At 43.8% G+C, this 17,114-nt stretch carries 17 protein-coding genes; 13 read left to right on the top strand and 4 right to left on the bottom strand.

The genetic code is table 11. From position 1 onward, the window contains the following. Nucleotides 1-13: 13 nt before the first annotated feature. From NSS82_RS29630 to NSS82_RS29605, 6 genes are all read left to right on the top strand, one after another. Nucleotides 14-1,804: a helix-turn-helix transcriptional regulator gene (locus tag NSS82_RS29630; protein WP_076272968.1), complete on the top strand. Its 1,791-nt coding sequence runs from the start codon at nucleotides 14-16 to the stop codon at nucleotides 1,802-1,804. Between the two features lie 189 nt (nucleotides 1,805-1,993). Further along, on the top strand, nucleotides 1,994-2,590 hold the full coding sequence (locus NSS82_RS29625; RefSeq protein WP_036682302.1) for a sensor domain-containing protein: 597 nt from the start codon (nucleotides 1,994-1,996) through the stop codon (nucleotides 2,588-2,590). 23 nt (nucleotides 2,591-2,613) lie between these two features. Next, nucleotides 2,614-3,219 carry a YkoP family protein gene (locus NSS82_RS29620; RefSeq protein WP_076272967.1) on the top strand — a complete coding sequence of 202 codons (606 nt, stop codon included), beginning with the start codon at nucleotides 2,614-2,616 and terminating at the stop codon, nucleotides 3,217-3,219. Further along, nucleotides 3,219-3,983: a polysaccharide deacetylase family protein gene (locus NSS82_RS29615; RefSeq protein WP_076132805.1), complete on the top strand. Its 765-nt coding sequence runs from the start codon at nucleotides 3,219-3,221 to the stop codon at nucleotides 3,981-3,983. Before NSS82_RS29620 ends, NSS82_RS29615 begins: the two co-directional genes overlap by 1 nt. 104 nt (nucleotides 3,984-4,087) lie before the next feature. After that, the gene (locus tag NSS82_RS29610) at nucleotides 4,088-5,326 is read left to right on the top strand and encodes an amidohydrolase (RefSeq protein WP_076272966.1); all 1,239 of its coding nucleotides are present in this window, start codon (nucleotides 4,088-4,090) and stop codon (nucleotides 5,324-5,326) included. 10 nt (nucleotides 5,327-5,336) lie between these two features. After that, a complete protein-coding gene (locus tag NSS82_RS29605) occupies nucleotides 5,337-6,083 on the top strand; it encodes a uracil-DNA glycosylase family protein (protein WP_076272965.1) in 747 nt (248 codons plus the stop codon). Nucleotides 6,084-6,105: 22 nt separating this feature from the next. Here the strand turns inward: NSS82_RS29605 and NSS82_RS29600 are convergent, their stop codons facing one another. Continuing rightward, nucleotides 6,106-7,020: a phosphatidate cytidylyltransferase gene (locus NSS82_RS29600; RefSeq protein WP_076132799.1), complete on the bottom strand. Its 915-nt coding sequence runs from the start codon at nucleotides 7,018-7,020 to the stop codon at nucleotides 6,106-6,108. Nucleotides 7,021-7,115: 95 nt separating this feature from the next. Here NSS82_RS29600 and NSS82_RS29595 point away from each other — a divergent pair, with 95 nt between their 5' ends. Next, nucleotides 7,116-7,676 carry a hypothetical protein gene (locus NSS82_RS29595; RefSeq protein WP_036682293.1) on the top strand — a complete coding sequence of 187 codons (561 nt, stop codon included), beginning with the start codon at nucleotides 7,116-7,118 and terminating at the stop codon, nucleotides 7,674-7,676. Continuing rightward, nucleotides 7,673-8,428 carry a class I SAM-dependent methyltransferase gene (locus tag NSS82_RS29590; protein ID WP_036682291.1) on the top strand — a complete coding sequence of 252 codons (756 nt, stop codon included), beginning with the start codon at nucleotides 7,673-7,675 and terminating at the stop codon, nucleotides 8,426-8,428. The genes NSS82_RS29595 and NSS82_RS29590 overlap by 4 nt, the downstream gene beginning before the upstream one ends. A gap of 59 nt (nucleotides 8,429-8,487) precedes the next feature. Here NSS82_RS29590 and NSS82_RS29585 read toward each other — a convergent pair whose 3' ends face one another. Both NSS82_RS29585 and NSS82_RS29580 read right to left on the bottom strand, forming a co-directional pair. Further along, nucleotides 8,488-9,762 carry a sensor histidine kinase gene (locus tag NSS82_RS29585; protein ID WP_036682290.1) on the bottom strand — a complete coding sequence of 425 codons (1,275 nt, stop codon included), beginning with the start codon at nucleotides 9,760-9,762 and terminating at the stop codon, nucleotides 8,488-8,490. Then, nucleotides 9,762-10,439, bottom strand: coding sequence for a response regulator transcription factor (locus NSS82_RS29580; RefSeq protein ID WP_076272964.1), 678 nt, complete (start codon nucleotides 10,437-10,439; stop codon nucleotides 9,762-9,764). Before NSS82_RS29580 ends, NSS82_RS29585 begins: the two co-directional genes overlap by 1 nt. A gap of 260 nt (nucleotides 10,440-10,699) precedes the next feature. On the opposite strand from NSS82_RS29580, the gene NSS82_RS29575 reads away from it, so the two are divergent. From NSS82_RS29575 to NSS82_RS29565, 3 genes are read left to right on the top strand one after another with little or no spacing between them, the layout of a single operon-like run. After that, nucleotides 10,700-11,443, top strand: coding sequence for a polyphosphate polymerase domain-containing protein (locus NSS82_RS29575; protein ID WP_076272963.1), 744 nt, complete (start codon nucleotides 10,700-10,702; stop codon nucleotides 11,441-11,443). Then, complete coding sequence (locus tag NSS82_RS29570) at nucleotides 11,436-12,116, top strand: DUF4956 domain-containing protein (RefSeq protein ID WP_076132792.1); 681 nt, start codon at nucleotides 11,436-11,438, stop codon at nucleotides 12,114-12,116. The genes NSS82_RS29575 and NSS82_RS29570 overlap by 8 nt, the downstream gene beginning before the upstream one ends. 23 nt (nucleotides 12,117-12,139) lie before the next feature. Beyond that, on the top strand, nucleotides 12,140-14,212 hold the full coding sequence (locus NSS82_RS29565) for a carbohydrate-binding domain-containing protein (protein WP_076272962.1): 2,073 nt from the start codon (nucleotides 12,140-12,142) through the stop codon (nucleotides 14,210-14,212). Nucleotides 14,213-14,279: 67 nt separating this feature from the next. On the opposite strand, the gene NSS82_RS29560 is transcribed toward NSS82_RS29565, so the two are convergent. Continuing rightward, nucleotides 14,280-14,846 (bottom strand): TetR/AcrR family transcriptional regulator, encoded by a 567-nt coding sequence (locus tag NSS82_RS29560; protein ID WP_076273008.1) that lies wholly within the window; start codon nucleotides 14,844-14,846, stop codon nucleotides 14,280-14,282. Nucleotides 14,847-15,115: 269 nt separating this feature from the next. Here NSS82_RS29560 and NSS82_RS29555 point away from each other — a divergent pair, with 269 nt between their 5' ends. After that, nucleotides 15,116-15,877 (top strand): SDR family oxidoreductase, encoded by a 762-nt coding sequence (locus NSS82_RS29555; RefSeq protein WP_076132788.1) that lies wholly within the window; start codon nucleotides 15,116-15,118, stop codon nucleotides 15,875-15,877. A gap of 426 nt (nucleotides 15,878-16,303) precedes the next feature. After that, the gene (locus NSS82_RS29550; protein WP_076272961.1) at nucleotides 16,304-17,098 is read left to right on the top strand and encodes an alpha/beta fold hydrolase; all 795 of its coding nucleotides are present in this window, start codon (nucleotides 16,304-16,306) and stop codon (nucleotides 17,096-17,098) included. Nucleotides 17,099-17,114: the final 16 nt, after the last annotated feature.

Here is a 17,114-nt window from a genome sequence, read left to right as displayed (position 1 = left end):
AGGGGGAAATGTCTTGTTTAATCTGGTCAAACAGTGGTTCTGGTACGATTGGCTCGTCCTCCTGTTTCGGATTTGTTTTTCTACTTCTTTTTTGGTCACCATGTGTTATCTTTCGGAGGATTTTACGATTCCGTTCTGGATCGCGTTTGTTTGGGGCGTGGTCTCTTTTTCTGTGCCTTGGTTTTGTTTGCAGCTGCATTACAAGTATTATCTGATCGCGGAGATCCTCTTTTCGGGTGGACTTTGCTTATATTTGGCTGCTTTGTTTCCTGAATCATACGTAACTTTTCTGCCTATCGCTTTTATGATTGCCAGCAATAGTGCAGAGAAGTCCTATCGTTGGACAGCTCCGATCACGGTCATTTTGATTCCAATTATGTTATCTAGATTGTCACAACAAATGGATGCTGTATCAATGATTTTTAACATGGGTTTAGTGTATACGCTTGGGTTCGCTTTTCATTTACTAGTGGTGAATCACAAGCAGGGTAGAATTATTAAGGAGCAAAATGCTGTTTTAGAGCAGTATATATCGCAAGTTGAACGTATGACACTTCTGGAAGAACGAGATCGTTTATCCAAAGATCTGCATGATACGGTGGGGCATTCTTATACTTCAATTATTATGGGGCTAGAGACTTTACGTTCGGAGGTGAACACCTCTGAAGGAGAGCACAAAATAGATGCCTTGTTAAAGCTAACCCGCAATGGCTTGGATGATGTTCGGCGATATTTGCACCATGTGGGCGCTTCGGAGGATGCATTGACGCTTATGCAGTCCCTACAGAAATTAGTGGATGATTTCCAGGCCTTCTCCAAGGTTAAGATTCGCTTAAGAACATTCGGAGAGCCGTATACAGTATCTAAGCAGGCTCAAATGACATTATACAGATGTTTGCAGGAGTCGATAACCAACGCTGTACGTCATGGCCAGGCCAGTGAAATTGTCATCAGCTTACATTATGAAGAGAAGTTGATTCGGCTGGATGTGCAGGATAATGGATTAGGCACTGAAGATTTAAAAGCAGGATTTGGTGTCAATGCGATGAAGGAGCGTGCCTCCAACTTGCAAGGACAGGTGTATTTCTACTCTAAGCCAGGGGAAGGAACCTTAGTGACCTGCAGTTTACCAAGGCTTGAAGAGATACAGGAGGAAACGGTTCGTTTATTGCTGGTGGATGATCAACCCTATATCCGCGATAGTCTGCGAATTATTCTAGAGCAGGAGCCGGATTTTGCGATTATTGGGTTAGCTGAGAATGGTGAACAAGCAATAAGCCTCTGCGAGCAGGAAGAACCTCACGTGGTGCTGATGGACTTAAATATGCCAGGCATGGACGGTGCAGAAGCGACTAAGCTTATTAAGCAAAAATGGCCAGGGGTACGAGTGTTGATCCTGACTACTTTTCAAGAAGCAGATATGGCAGTCGAGGCACTGCAAAATGGGGCAGATGGTTACTTGTTAAAGTCTACCGAGCCGCAGGAGCTGTTCGAAGGAATACGTCTCGTACATCGGGGCGTAAAGATGATTACACCCGATATTACGAATGTATTAATTGATCACTATGAGATGCATCCAGCTTCAGAGGCGCCGCCGACGGAGAAGAATAATGAATATGGGCTGACCTCGCGTGAGCTGGAGATTCTAGAATGCCTCTCGAAGGGAATGCGTTATAAATCTATTGCCGCTAAACTATATCTGTCCGATGGAACGGTGAGAAATTACGCGTCCACCATCTATGCTAAGCTCGGGGTACGAAACCGTGAGGAGGCAGTCGAGAAGGCTTTTGGCATTTCGGATTAACGCTGACTAAATCTAAATCAGTTAAAATTGAGAAACACCTTATTGTTTGCTTTCCCTTGAGGGAGTAGGCGGTAGGGTGTTTTTTTTGTCATATGACATTATGGCACTGGTCGATTTTACACCAAAAGCACTAGCATAAGAGTTGCTTAGATATGAACAATTTTTTATTGCAGAGAGGGAGAGAAAAGCATGAATCAAATGATCCGGAAACATGTGAGAAATTTCTGTTTCTTATTAATTACTTTTGCCACAGGGCTATTTTACTTTTGTTTTTATTTGGTGGGCATTACCTTTGGAGTTGCGATGTCCTTCACCTTAGTGGGGATTCCGATCCTCTATTATGTTTTGCGTTCTACCGAGACTTTTTTACAGTATGAGCGAATTCGAACTAAAGTCTATACGGATATCTCCGTTCGCACGCTACCAACCCGATCTCACGAAGAAGGCAGCTTGTGGGAAAAGGTGAAGATGGAGTTGCAGGATAATCATAACTGGAGAGCGATTATAGGGTTGATGTTGCAACTTGGCATCGGTATGGTCAGTCTCATTTGTGCCACTCTTTTTTACTTGACCCCTATTATTCTCCTGTTGTCACCTATCCTGTATTTATTAGATGTATCCTCTATAACGCTATTTGGGATTGAAAATAAAACATTCAACATCTCACTTTTCTTCATGTTGTTAGGTGCAGTGTCTCTATGGATAGGTGCTTATCTCGGAAACAGTCTGGTAAAGATGATCGGCAGGTATACGCGGCGTTTAGTGAAGGATTTTGCTAGAAGATAAACTCAAACAGGAAAGAAGGAAAAATGATGATAACCTCAGTTCCATTTATAAAATTATTCTCACAATCCCTTTGGATGATGTGGGAGAACATATTTGCTGTCATCACCAAATTTCGTAGTCAGTCCGTGCGTAGATACGGGATATGTAAATTGGTAGTGTTGAAATATCACGGAGAAAGTTTGGTCTGCCAAGATGGGCAACGGATACTTCCGGGAGATTGGGTGGGTGAGCTTCATTTGGACAATCGCCAGATCGTGCAGCTGACACGTACGCTTGGCGCAGATCGGGCCGGAATTCGTACGGCACGCATGCTTCGCGAGGCTATGAAGGAGATCAGTCGTGATCTAGACAGCAATCCGGAACTAAGCAAAGTAAATGTGCTAACCGGGATTACACTGCTTCACCGGGGGATTATTCATGGAATAGGGTTTGAGCAGCGCCCCATCAAGTCCAAATGGCAGCGGCACTGGTTCGGGATATACCTTCGTTTCTTACTGCGCATGCTGCATCCGGAAGGGAAACATCGTATAGAGGACAGCACAGAGAAGTTATCTCCCATGATGCTTGTGCTTAGCAAGCAGTCCTTGAAAGCGCGGTTTGCCCCGCGTAAGACAGAGGCGGCTTCCTAATGTGGGCCTTCATAATTTTAGCAGTGGATGTGATTGTTCTTTATATGATCGTTCCTTTTGCACTTACCCGAATATTGGGATGGGGGGTTCACTCGGAGGTAGGTGCAGAGAAGGAAATTGCGTTTACGTTCGATGACGGTCCGGATCCTTGTTATACACCTGAACTTCTAGATCTATTAAAAGAGCATGGCATAAAGGCGACCTTTTTCGTATTGGGCAAAAAAGCGCAGAAATATCCGGAACTGATCGAGCGTATGCACAGAGAAGGGCACCAAATCGGCATTCATAATTATACTCATACACCCAACTGGATCCAGTTCCCCTGGACCAATAGACGGAAGCAAGTAGATCGCACAGCAGACATTGTTGAGCGAATTACAGGAGAGCGGCCTATCTTTTACCGCCCACCTTGGGGGCTTCTTAATCTAGGGGATTTCTTTTTGCTAAGAGAATCTTATCGAATCGTATTGTGGTCTGTCATGGTCGGAGATTGGAAAGCGTCACTGAGTGCAGAACAATTAAAGGATGCCTTAATAAAAAAAATAAAACCAGGCTCAATCATTGTTCTACACGACAGCGGAGATACACCGTGGGCAGATGAAGAAGCGCCCTTGAATATGATCACTGGATTAGAAGAAGTCTTAAAAGAAATGGATAAAAAGGGTCTGAAGTGTCTGCGGATGGATGAACTGCTGAACAAGGAAGTTAGTTATAGTAGAGAAGCTAGATCCAGAGTCAAACATCGGGGGCAGATTGATCTGTAGCTATTGAAATTTCTCAATCATTTTTTATATGGCAAGGGCTATGGTAACATTTAGAGTAAAGCGGTCCGTATCTATATAAATTGTTGAGAAAAGGATGGGGTAGCATGTTGAATGCTTCTTACTGGTTAACCAATATAAGATTAGAACAAGGTTATGTTATTGAGGATGGGCAAGTAGCGGGTACGAATACGAAGATTTGTCATCTCCGCATTGACGGGGATAAGATTTCAGAAGTTGTTGGAGCAGACATCGAGCTTCAGAGCCAGCTCCCGAAATATGACTGTAAAGAGTTGTTGATGCTGCCTTCTTTCGAAGAAGCACATATCCATTTAGATAAAACATATTTCGATGGACCTTGGAGAGCGGTAAAGCCTGCGTCCAGTGTTTTCGAACGGATTGAGGAAGAGAAGGTATTATTGCCTAAGCTGCTGCCCATGGCGAGACAACAAGCAGAGAGCATCCTGACGCTTATTCAGGGGTTTGGTGCCACACATGTGCGCAGCCATTGCAATATTGAGCCTGTCAGCGGCTTGCAACGATTAGAAGCGACTGTACAAGCATTAAATACATTCGCGGGCAAAATTTCATCTGAAATTGTGGCGTTTCCGCAACATGGCCTGCTGCGCTCGGATTCTGTGCAGCTGGTAAAACAATCTCTGGCAGAGGGAGCAACCTTTGTAGGTGGAGTAGATCCTTATACGGTGGATGGAGATATCGAGAAGTCACTTCAGACGATGGTGGAATTAGCTGTGATGAGTAATGCCGGCATTGATATTCATTTACATGATGGAAAAGAAGCGGGAAAGAAAACACTGACGCGGTTAGCTGATCTGACGGAAGAAGCTGGCTTGCAAGGAAAGGTCACGGTCAGTCATGCGTTCTGGTTCGCAGGAGCTCAGCAGCAAGAGGCAGAAGAGGTAGCTAAGCGGATGGCATCACTGGGTATGACTATTGCATCCACAGTGCCTATTGGAAGAATGATAATGCCACTTCCAATGCTGCACAGCCAAGGGGTAAAAGTGAAGCTGGCAACGGATAGCCTTACTGATCACTGGTCCCCTTTTGGAAATGGAGATCAACTGGAGAAGGCAGGGCGTTACGCGGAGTTGTACGGCTGCAATGACGAATTGGCATTATCTCAATCCCTAAGATTTATAACAGGAGGATTAACACCCCTTGATCCAAAAGGTGAGCAGGTATGGCCAAAGGTTGGCGACACTGCTAGCTTTGTGCTGCTGCATGCCAGCTGTTCGGCTGAAGCAGTAGCCCGAAGAGCGCAGCGCCAAGCCGTCTGGTACGAAGGCCGTCTGGTGAGTGGTTCGATAACAAATAGAGACCTGTGAGGCAGATGATATGCTCCTCTCTACCTATCTGCAACAGTATAAATCGGCGATTCTCTCACTCCCGAAGGGTACAGTGCTAACTAAAGAGGATCTGCAGGTGGATAAGCTTCTAATGGAGCGTAATGGCAAGGTGGAAATGTATTATGCCCCCCATAATGAGTATATTAATCCTTCTGCTAAGGTGATCATTATAGGGTTAACGCCCGGGTTCACACAAATGGGCATAGCAATACAAGAAGCGATCATAGGTCTGGAAGCTGGTTTGTCAGATGAAGAAGTATGTAGGACAGCAAAGGAAGCGGCCAGATTCGCAGGCTCCATGCGGAACACGTTAATTCATATGTTAGATACACTTAAACTGCAGCAACACTTGGACCTAATCTCTTGTGAAGAACTATTTCAGCAGCAGCAGACGATCCTGCACACCAGCTCTTTATTGCGTTTTCCTGTGTTCGTGGATAAGAAAAATTATAGTGGGGCCCAGCCCAAGCTACTTTCAAATTCATTCCTCAGGGCGCAGGCATTATCGTCCTTGCGTGAGGAGCTGAACATACTGAGCCGGGCCTTAATTATTCCCTTAGGAAAAACAGTGGAAAGTATACTTCAACTCCTTGTGTCCGTAGGTGAGCTTGATAAACAACGCTGCTTATGGGGATTTCCCCACCCCTCGGGCGCCAACGGACATCGATATAAGCAGTTCGCCAGCCAGCAAGAACAGATGGTGAAGATACTGCATAATCATTCATGGAAGGGCTGATTCAAGCCCCCTATCAGATGATCTACATGAAGTCAAAAAAATAACGAATGACATGAAAAAAGACCGGTGAAGTGTAGGTCAAGCTATCGATCCGGCTTAAATGGCTTTGCTTCAATGCCACGAATTTATCGCCATCGCCGATTAGCAGATCCCGCTTTAACACGGAAACAGTTAAACTGCCAAAGAAGCCGCTCAAGCTGATCAACATGCCTGACAGTAACCCGAAGATTGGGTTGAGCGGCGTCAGGTAGGGATAGATTAGATAGGAAACTCCTGTCGTGATGACAAATGCGAAAGCGAAACCCTCCCAAGTCAAATACGGATTGGCGGTGGGAACTATTTTCCGCTTCCCTACATAAAGTGATGCCAGATAGTGGACCACATCATTGAGCTGCGTTAGCACTACTAGAAAAAGTACAAGCCCCGCTCCATACTCCGGTGTAGCAAATTGAAAGTAGGCCAAGTGGCTAAGTCCGAATACCATCAGCATAAGCCCCCATTGGGTGGAGCTGACACTACGCATAAAACCAACCGTGCCTTTATTAATCATTCTGGGCAGCGGTAGGAGCAAGAATACATAAACCGGGATGAAGACAATAAACATTCCGTACCACTCGATATAAATCCAGTAGAACTGTAACGGAATGGATAAGTACGCCCACAGAAATAGCCTGCGGTCGGATTTTCGTGATTTCATCATAGAGAAATACTCCTTCAGTGCAAAGAAGCAGAGCACCATGAGAGACAGCAGAGAGACGACGGGATTAAATAGGGTAGCTAGGCAAAAGATAAAAAGCATTCCCCACCACGTCTTGATGCGAAAGCCAATGCCCGTATAATCCTTATTTGGCTGTAGCTTTCCTATAACTACATACATCAAGTGAATGGCCGATAAGGCCGCAAAGATAAGAATTATAGTTAATAAAGAGCGGTCGATAACTGATCACCAACTTGTCCTAGAGTAGATTCCATTAATGGGTTCATATGTTATTATGAAGGAAACGCTCAAACTTGATAAGGGGAAAATTGTAAATGGCAGCAGATCCATCGGTCTTTATATTACTGACGAATACCGGGACGCTTTTTACGAAGCTCATTCAAGGCTATACAAAAGCACCCTATAATCATGCCTCGATCTCCTTTAATCGAGAGCTTTCCGAGCTGTATAGCTTTGGCAGGAAGCATCCGAGCAACCCCCTGAATGGAGGGTTTGTGAAGGAGGATATTAAGACAGGTACGTTCAGCAAATATCCAAATACAACATGTGTCCTATATGAACTTCAAGTTACAGCCCGCGAAGTGGAGAAAATGGAGCGGGTCTTGCAAGTCTTTATCCGAAGCCGTCAAAAGTATCTCTATAATATTCTCGGCGTAATTGGCATTGCCCTGAAGGAGCCTGTCGAATTCAGCAACTCTTATTTTTGTTCGCAATTTGTAGCGGAAATTCTAGAGCGGTCGGGTATTAAGTTATGGAATAAGCTGCCTGCACTCGTTACTCCGGATGATTTTCGCCAAAGTGATCGGCTGAGATTGGTTTACCAAGGTAAATTAAGTGAATATGAACCTGAGCGCCTAGGAGGAGACGAAGGATGAATAGCAAAGAAATATTTTCTAATCGGGTAGATTCGTATGTGAAATATCGGCCGAGCTATCCTGGAGAAGCCATTAATTATTTGTACAATACTATTGGGCTCCAACCTAATTGTGATATTGCTGATATTGGTGCAGGAACAGGAATATTCTCAGCATTACTTCTGGAGCGCGGGAGTTGTGTGACTGCCGTTGAACCCAATCCGGAAATGCGTAGAGCTGCGGAAGAGAAGTTCGCAAAGGATAACCATTTCTCTGTATCGCCGGGGTCTGCTGAACATACAGAATTATCAGATCAGTCGATGGATTTTATAGTATGCGCCCAAGCGTTTCACTGGTTTGATAGGGACGCAACGCAATTGGAATTCAAGCGGATTCTAAAACCGGGTGGAAAAGTTATTCTGATATGGAATTCCCGGCTTACTTACGGTACCCCATTTCTGGAGGAATATGAGCAGCTGCTGCAGACCTTCGGCACGAACTACACTCAAGTTAATCATAAGAACATTACCCCTGAGATCCTTAGTTCCTTTTTCAAAAAAGGACAGATGCAAGTAGCGCATTTTAGCAATCAGCAGGTATTTGATTTGGAGGGCTTAAGCGGGCGGCTTCGATCGTCTTCCTACACTCCGGTCCCCGGAGATCCAAGCTATGAGAATATGATGACTGAGCTGCGGAATATATTTGAACGAAATAACCAGAGTGGGCAAGTGTTTTTTGATTATAAGACCGAAATTTATTGGGGCGAAGTGTAAAATAAATAAAAAGACTCAAACCTTAGTGATAACAGGGTTTGAGTCTTTTTTATTTGTAGTTATGAAAGATGTACGTAAAACGTGGTGGACTCGCCGACGAAACTTTTGGCATAAATTTTTCCTTTATGCTGTTCAACAATGGATTTGGCAATCGCCAGTCCTAGGCCATATCCCCCTTGTTTACGCGCCCGGGAGGCATTTGTACGGTAGAATCGGTCAAAGATGCTCGCTAAGTGCTCCGGTGCAATGCCCTCCCCCGTATTGGTGACCGCTAACACCATGTCATTATGTTGTTTTTTAAGGGATAAGGTGACTGAGCCTTTAGGGTTCGAATATTTTACAGCATTGTCCAAGAGGATCATAATCACTTGTTTGATCTGTTCACTATTGCCTAGCACTGTCAGATCAGGCTCGATGTCATATTCAAGGGAAATATGCTTCTCAAAGATTACAGCTTCCATCGTTAAAATGATATTTTCAACCACGTCGCTCAGATTGAATTTCGAATAAATCATTCTCGATCTGGAATCGTCCATCTCGGTCAGGTACAGCAGATCATTGGTCAGGCTGGTCATTCTCTCTGTTTCCGATTTGATATAGTGCAGCCACTTGGACTGATTGTGAATGGTGTCATCACTGTTGGACAGGAGAACATCCGCATTGGTGTTAATAATGGTCAACGGCGTCTTCAACTCATGGGAAGCATCCGCAATAAATTGTTTCTGTTTCTCAAAAGCCTCCTTTACCGGCGCAATTGAACGATTAGCAAAAAAGCGGCTAGCGAAGTACAAGATAATCAGCATCACTGAGCCAACTACAGAGAAGGTATAGATTAGATTGGTGAGGATTTTTTGCTCTGCAGTGATGTCCAGAAATACAAGCATCGCCCCATCACTCGTATGCTGGATGTTGAAGATCCATTTGCTGCTATCCAAGGTGAACCTTCCGGTATCTTTACCGGCACTTAGCGCTTCTTGCAGAGCCGTATTATAAAATTCATCGTCCATAGTAAATTTGGAATCTTTCCCTATGAGGTTCGACGCTGTATCTATCTTCAGCATAAATGAGACTGACCGTTCAGGAGGTGGAGTCCCGTTATCCATACGTTTATTATCAGCATGGGGTAACTGGGAACTTCCCTTAGTTGAGCCCATTCGTCCTGTATCACCACCGGGAGACTTGTAGTTTTCCATGATTCTGTGAAGATCCATCTGAATATTGTTTTGGACATCTTGGTACGTAATTACATAAATCGAGATGAAGGCCACCAGCATGATCACCGAGATAGTGACTAAGTTAACAATAAGAAACCGATTTCTGAGCTTCGTGAACATTAGGTCGTCACCTCTAATACATACCCTACGTTTCTGATCGTACTAATACGTACGGTCGAATTTAAGAAGGTCAGTTTTTTTCTCAAAAAAGAAATATACACCTCTACATTATTGTGCTCAGCATCAGAATCGAAGCCCCACAGCTTCTCAATAATTTGTTCTTTGGAGGTTACGGCTTGTTTCCTCAAGATAAGAAGCTCCAATAGTTCACATTCCTTTAGATTGAGCTTGACCTCTTTGCCACCCACGGTAAGCTTCAGATTGGATGTATTCAGTTCAATATCCCCGAACTTTAAAGCATCATCCGGTATCACCTCGCCTTTACGTCTTAGTACAGCCCTTATTCTTGCCAATAAGATCTCTGAGGAAAAAGGTTTGGCGATATAATCGTCAGCCCCATAGTCCAGCCCAGTGACCATATCTGTAATCTCACCCTTTGCAGTAAGCAGGATAACGGGAGTGGGTATCCCCTTTTTTCGCAGCATCTTGAGGACGCTAACCCCATCCATCTCAGGCAGCATAATGTCGAGCAGCAGCAAATCATAGATTCCACTCAGTGCATAATCCAGACCCGACCTGCCGTCATGGACTGCATCCACCGAATAATTATGTTTTTTTAATATTTGAGTTAAGGCTTCAGCGAGATGAAGCTCGTCTTCTACTATTAATATTCTCATGGTTTTGCCATCCCCTACATAGAACCAGTATTTGTTATTGAGGTCATTATATCAGTATTACCTTTATTGAACCTTAATGAAGAGAGACAACAGCGGCCGGAAGTCCAACATACACCGCAGTTACGATGTACACCTGTGTTAAGGGAATGTAAAAGATAATCAATAATTTGTAAAACCATTTAAGATTCATTAAAGGTTTGGGATCTAAGATACATTCATAAGCACACGAGACAACGATAAACAGAAAGGATTGATCACATATGGCGATTGAGGTATTCAACCGTTATGAGAACAAATATTTGTTGGACAACGAAGCCTACTATAAATTTTATAACCAATTGCTTGAATACATGGAACTAGACGATTTCAACAAGCAACATGAGTTTTACTCCATAACCAACTTATATTATGACACGGAGCACAATACCCTGATTCGTAACAGTCTTGCGAAGCCCAAGTACAAAGAGAAGCTTCGTTTAAGAGCTTACGGTGTTCCAAATCAAGATACGAAGGTGTATCTGGAAATCAAGAAGAAGGTATTTGGTCTTGTTAATAAAAGAAGAACGTCGCTCAAATTATACGAGGCTTATGATTTTGTCGCCACCGGCATGGAACCGGAATTCAAGGATTACATGAATAAACAGGTGATTGAAGAGATCAAATATTTTCTGACACGCTATGATTTGCAGCCCAAGGTGTATCTGTCTTATGACCGAAAAGCGTTGTTCTGTAAAAACAATCGCGATCTAAGAATTACATTCGATACAAATATTCGCAGCCGCCGGTACGATCTGAAGATGGAGCACGGTGTTCATGGCGAACCCTTGCTGGAGCCGGGGCAGTGGCTTATGGAAGTAAAGGCTGAGAACACGATTCCGGTCTGGCTGGCCAAAATGCTCTCAGAGCATCAAATGTACCGTACAAGCTTCTCCAAGTACGGCAACGAATATAAAAAAATGCTGAAGAACAGTAAAACAGAACGGGAGAGTGCCCTCTATGCTTGATTCATTATTTACCGTAGCAACTAGTACAGAGTTAACGTTTACCAACGCACTGCTAACTATTTTTATAGCTATTGCTCTTGGCGGGATCATTAGCTACACCTATATGAAGACGAATGCCAGCGGCTATTCGCAAAGCTTCACACTGACGATGGTACTGCTGCCCGTAATTGTGGCAATCATCATTTTGCTTATCGGCAGTAATGTTGCCAGAGCTTTCAGTCTTGCCGGGGCGTTCTCCATCATTCGCTTTAGAAGTGCGCCGGGCGATCCGAAGGATATCACATTTGTTTTGTTCACCATGGCTTCTGGACTTGCCTGCGGAGTGGGTTCCTTTGGATATGCAGTTTTGTTCACCCTTATCCTATGTGCCCTTATGTTTATCCTTAACCGGACTAACTTTGGCGTAAGAACAACGTCGCAAAAAACATTAAAGGTAACCATCCCGGAGAGTCTGGGATATGAGGAAGCCTTCGCTGAAGTATTCAATAAATATAATGTTGGGTACGAGCTTAAAAAGATTAGAACAACTGAGCTTGGCAGTTTATATGAGCTGGTCTACGCTGTAACGCTGGGTGAGGCTGTGAACCAGAAGGAATTTTTGGATGCGATTCGTACCCGGAACGGTAATTTAGACCTCTCGCTGACCATGACTCCAACTGCTAATGACTATTAAGATAACGAAAGGATGGATGAAAAATGGATAAATATATAACCGGAAGTAAAGTAGGAATCTTGCTATTGTGTGCATTACTTATGTCGGCTTGCAGCACCAATTCCACAACAACACAGTCTGAAGCGGCGGGTACAGCAGCAGCCTCGGGAACAACGATAACTCAGAACGGGGCTGCCACGGGAGTACAACTGGCAAGCGCCAAATTGTCCGATCTGGTGACGTTCGATGAAGAGGATTCTAATACAACTTGGACGGCTGACCAATCGACGGAAATTGCTTTGGCTGGAACAAGTGCGCTTGTTGACGGCACCGGGGCTGAGTCTAAGGATGGCTCAGTGACAATTACTGCAGCAGGAACTTATGTGCTGTCTGGTAAGCTGAGTGATGGACAGATTGTAGTTAATAATCAGGATGAAGGTAGTGTGCACTTGGTACTGAACGGTGTGAACATCACGAACAGCGATAGTGCTGCAATTGATATTAAAGAAGCGGGCAAAGTAATCATTACCTTGGAAGACGGGACGGAGAACTCCGTATCTGATGGAGCAACTTATGTGTATGCCGATGAAACTACAGATGAACCGAGTGCGGCTATCTTCAGTAAAGCGGATTTAACGATTAATGGTACCGGGAAGCTGTCTGTTTCCGCTAACTATAATGACGGAATTACGAGCAAGGACGATCTGAAAATTATGGGTGGCACTATTGAAATTAAGGCTGCCGATGACGGGATTGTAGGTAAAGATCTTGTCGCTGTACAAGACGGAAATGTCATCATAACGGCAGAAGGCGATGGTATGAAATCAACCAACGATACTGAAACGGACAAAGGCTTCATAGCAATTTCAGCAGGAACATTTGATATTACGGCTGGTAATGATGGAATTCAAGCTGAGACTTCACTTGTCATAGATGGCGGAACATACACCTTAGTTACGGGTGGGGGCAACGAGAAGGGTGAAGTGAAAACAGGTGATCAAGGGCAAGGTATGGGCATGAGAGGTGGCCGAGGTCAGGGAACAGGGGATCAAGCACCAGGAACAACAGGAACCTCAATACCTGAAACCAAACCAGAGACAATGCCAGAAACAAAACCAGAGATACCAACAACGGAAGCATCAACAATGACAACAACGGCAACAACTACAGAATCGGAAACACCAAGTACTAAAGGCTTGAAGGCTGGAGGAGATATTAGCGTAAACAACGGAACCTTTACCATCGATTCTGCTGATGATGCAGTGCACAGCAACAGTAACATTGCTATAGCTGATGGAGAATTCAACATCAAAACTGGCGACGATGGAATCCATGCGGATGCCTTGGTGGCGATATCCGGTGGCAAAATTGATATTACGAAGAGCTACGAAGGGATTGAAGGAGCAAACATCGAGATTTCCGGTGGCGAAGCTCATGTGGTTGCTTCTGATGATGGAGTGAATGTAGCAGGAGGTAACGATGAGGCGACTGTAGGCGGCGGCCCTCAGGAGCAGGATCAATTCAGCGATTCTGCTAGCAATATGCTAACGATTAGTGGAGGAACACTAACGGTCGATGCTTCAGGTGACGGGCTGGATTCGAACGGCTCCATCACAATGTCGGGTGGCACGGTTATTGTTAATGGACCTACCAATAGCGGTAACGGTGCACTTGATTTCGACGGTAGCTTTGAACAGAGTGGAGGAACTTTGGTGGCTGCGGGAAGTTCGGGCATGGCACAAGCACCGTCTGACACCTCTAGCCAACATGCAGTCAGCATGACCTTCCCTCAGGCCCAGGAGGCTGGAACATTGGTTCATCTGGAGGACAGCGAAGGCAACACGATCCTGACCTTTGCTCCTTCGAAGAGCTATCAAACGGTGGTGATTAGTTCACCGGATCTGAAGGACGGCGGTTCTTACACCCTCTACTCGGGAGGTACCTCGACTGGTAGTGAAGCGAACAGACTGTATACGGATGGTGAATACACAGGAGGAACAAAAGTAGTAGCGTTCGAAATTACAAGCAGCGTAACTTGGCTCAATGAATCCGGAGTAACAACCGCAAACACTAATCAAGGTCCAGGTGGCGGTGGTGGTGGGAACAGAAGACCTTAGGTTATAAATTGCATATCAAAAGCCACTCCAGCATTATTTTGGAGTGGCTTTTTTAGTTTGAGATAAATTAGTTATCGTTAACAGGGATGGAATTCTGTTTAATCGGTTGATTGGAAGTGTTGATGATCACATTGTGTGAATTAAAAGACAGAATTTCAATCAGCTGCTCTGCCATATGGTTAGCTGTATATTTAAATCCGCCTTTTACCCACTCTATGATTAATCCAAATAGAGCATAGGCGGTATAACTGGAAAACAATTCGATATTTACATTCGTATTATTGTTATTAACTGCGACTAAGTCCCGCTTGGTGAGCTCCTTTAAGAGGTCGCAAATCCTATTTTGGAACCCTGGCAGAACATTGGAATTTATAATGATGGTATAAAAATTAGAGTAAGAGACCACATGCTCAAAAATCTTGATGCTCGAGGTGGTCAGCTCACTAACTATAAATTTATCGGTATGAAGATAGGGTTCTTTATAAGCTTTAATTAAATCCTCCAACACATCATCAATTAGCTCATTCAGAAGTTCTTCTTTGGTTTGATAATGTTTATAGAAGGTTCCGCGGTTTAAGTCGGCAAGGGTAACGATATCGGTTATCGTAATGGTGCGGAAATTCTTTTTTTCCATGAGTAATATCAATGCGTTTTTAAGCTCTTTACGCGATTTGCTAGTTCTCCGATTATTTTTAAGCAACAGAAGACCACCTAACTGTCTATTTTCTAATCCTATTTGAACAGAATCCTGCGTTATATATATTTATGAACATTTGGTGTCTCATTTGTATATTGATACTTAAATTTTAGAGGATTAAACTTGAGTAGTATAAATTTTAAGTGTTAAAGAGATTTTATATATTGATATTTACATTATAGATAAACGTAAAGGAGACTTCCAACATGAAACTTCAAGACAGAGTTGCAGTGGTTACCGGGGCGGCATCGGGTATGGGGAAATCTATCGCAGAGTTGTACGCTAAAGAAGGGGCGAAAGTGATTGTAGCCGATCTTAATCTCGAAGGTGCAGAACAAGTAGCCGCAGGGATCAACAGTAATGGTGGAGTAGCTAAGGCATTGAAAGTAAATGTTGCCCTAGTTGAAGATATCGATAGCATGATTGATACCGCAGTAAAAGAATACGGAACACTAGATATTCTTGTGAATAACGCCGGTATTATGGATGGGTTTGAGCCAGTTGGCGACATTAGCGACGAGAAATGGGATCTTATCTTTGATATCAATACCAAAAGTGTAATGCGGTCCACTCGTAAAGCACTGCCTATTTTTCTGGAAAAAGGGAAAGGGGTTATCGTTAATACCGCTTCTACAGGTGGCGTAAGTGGTGCCCATGCGGGAGCAACTTATACTGCCTCTAAACATGCTGTAGTAGGCTTGACGAAAAATACAGCTTTTATGTATGCCAACAAAGGGATTCGTTGTAATGCTATCGCACCAGGAGCTACTGCTACTAACATCAGTGCTTCAATGAAAAATATAAATGAATTCGGCGTGAGCCGTACACAATTAACACAGGCTGTGATCCCTCGTGTAGGTACACCTGAAGAAATCGCACAAGTTGCGTTATTCCTGGCTTCGGATGATTCCAGTTTTGTAAACGGCGCTATCATCGCTGCTGATGCCGGTTGGACTTCTGCATTCTAAATGTTGGTTGTCTACCTCTGCCTCAACAGTTTATCCCCGGAGTTTTAAGGACCCAGATGACGTTATTTGCAAAATTTCAGCCTTTTGAGAAGGTATTCGGACTTCAGAGACGCTATTTCATATAAAACGGCCCATATTTGGTGTTTTCGCGCCAATAGCTGCAGTGGAGTCCGTTAGTAATCCAAATGTGGAATAATGGCGCATTTAAGGTCTGCTCGGTCCGCTAACCCATTTTTTCGGACAAATGTGATCGGATTAAACGCAGAGGTACCCCAGCACGCTACCATTTTGCTAAATGATGACCCAAACGGGAGGCTACATAAAACTCCGCTAGAGATTAATCTAGCGGAGTTTTTTATACGCTTGATATTTCCAGGGGAACCCTGCAAAATAGAGAGAATGCTAACTATAGAGGAGTTATATGAAATGAACGATGTTATGGTGCGGAATCATGTAAAAGTCATTGGAGCAGGAGAAAAAACTATCCTTTTTGCGCATGGATTTGGGTGTGATCAAAGCATGTGGCAGTTTATCACGCCATCATTTGAGGAAAAGTATCGAATCGTTCTATTTGATTATGTAGGCTCAGGCCATTCAGATTTAAGCGCATATACATCGGATAAATATCATACTCTCCATGGTTATGTACAGGATGTACTAGATGTCATCGAAACATTTGAACTCAAGGATATTATTTTTATAGGCCATTCTATTAGCTCTATGATCGGTTTGCTTGCTTCAATCGAGCGGCCGGATTATTTTGATAAAATGATAATGATTGGACCTTCCCCACGTTATTTAAATGAGGGAGATGCCTATTTCGGGGGCTTTGAGAAAAGTGATATTACTGAGCTTCTGGATATGATGGAGATGAATTTCGCGGGCTGGGCTAGCTTTATGGCTCCACTTGCGATGAATAACCCTGACCCAATGTTGACTAAACAGCTGGAACGAAGTTTTATTTCGGCCGACCCTATTATCGCTAGAGAATTTGCGGAAGTTACATTTTTTTCGGATCATAGAGAAGATCTGCCTAAAGCGACAGTGCCTACACTCATATTGCAATGCTCGGATGATAGTATCGTTCCTATAGAAGTAGGAGAATATTTACATAGACACTTAAATAACAGTACGTTCCGGATAATGGAGGCCAAGGGCCATTATCCACATATTAGCCATCCCCAGGAGACCATTACTTTGATTAATGAGTACCTTGGGTGAGATGGAGAAGATTATG

Source organism: Paenibacillus sp. FSL H7-0735, from assembly GCF_038008505.1.
GTDB lineage: Bacteria > Bacillota > Bacilli > Paenibacillales > Paenibacillaceae > Paenibacillus_AQ > Paenibacillus_AQ odorifer.
Note: the sequence above shows the minus strand (reverse complement) of the source record. Positions and strands in the feature narration are given on the sequence as shown.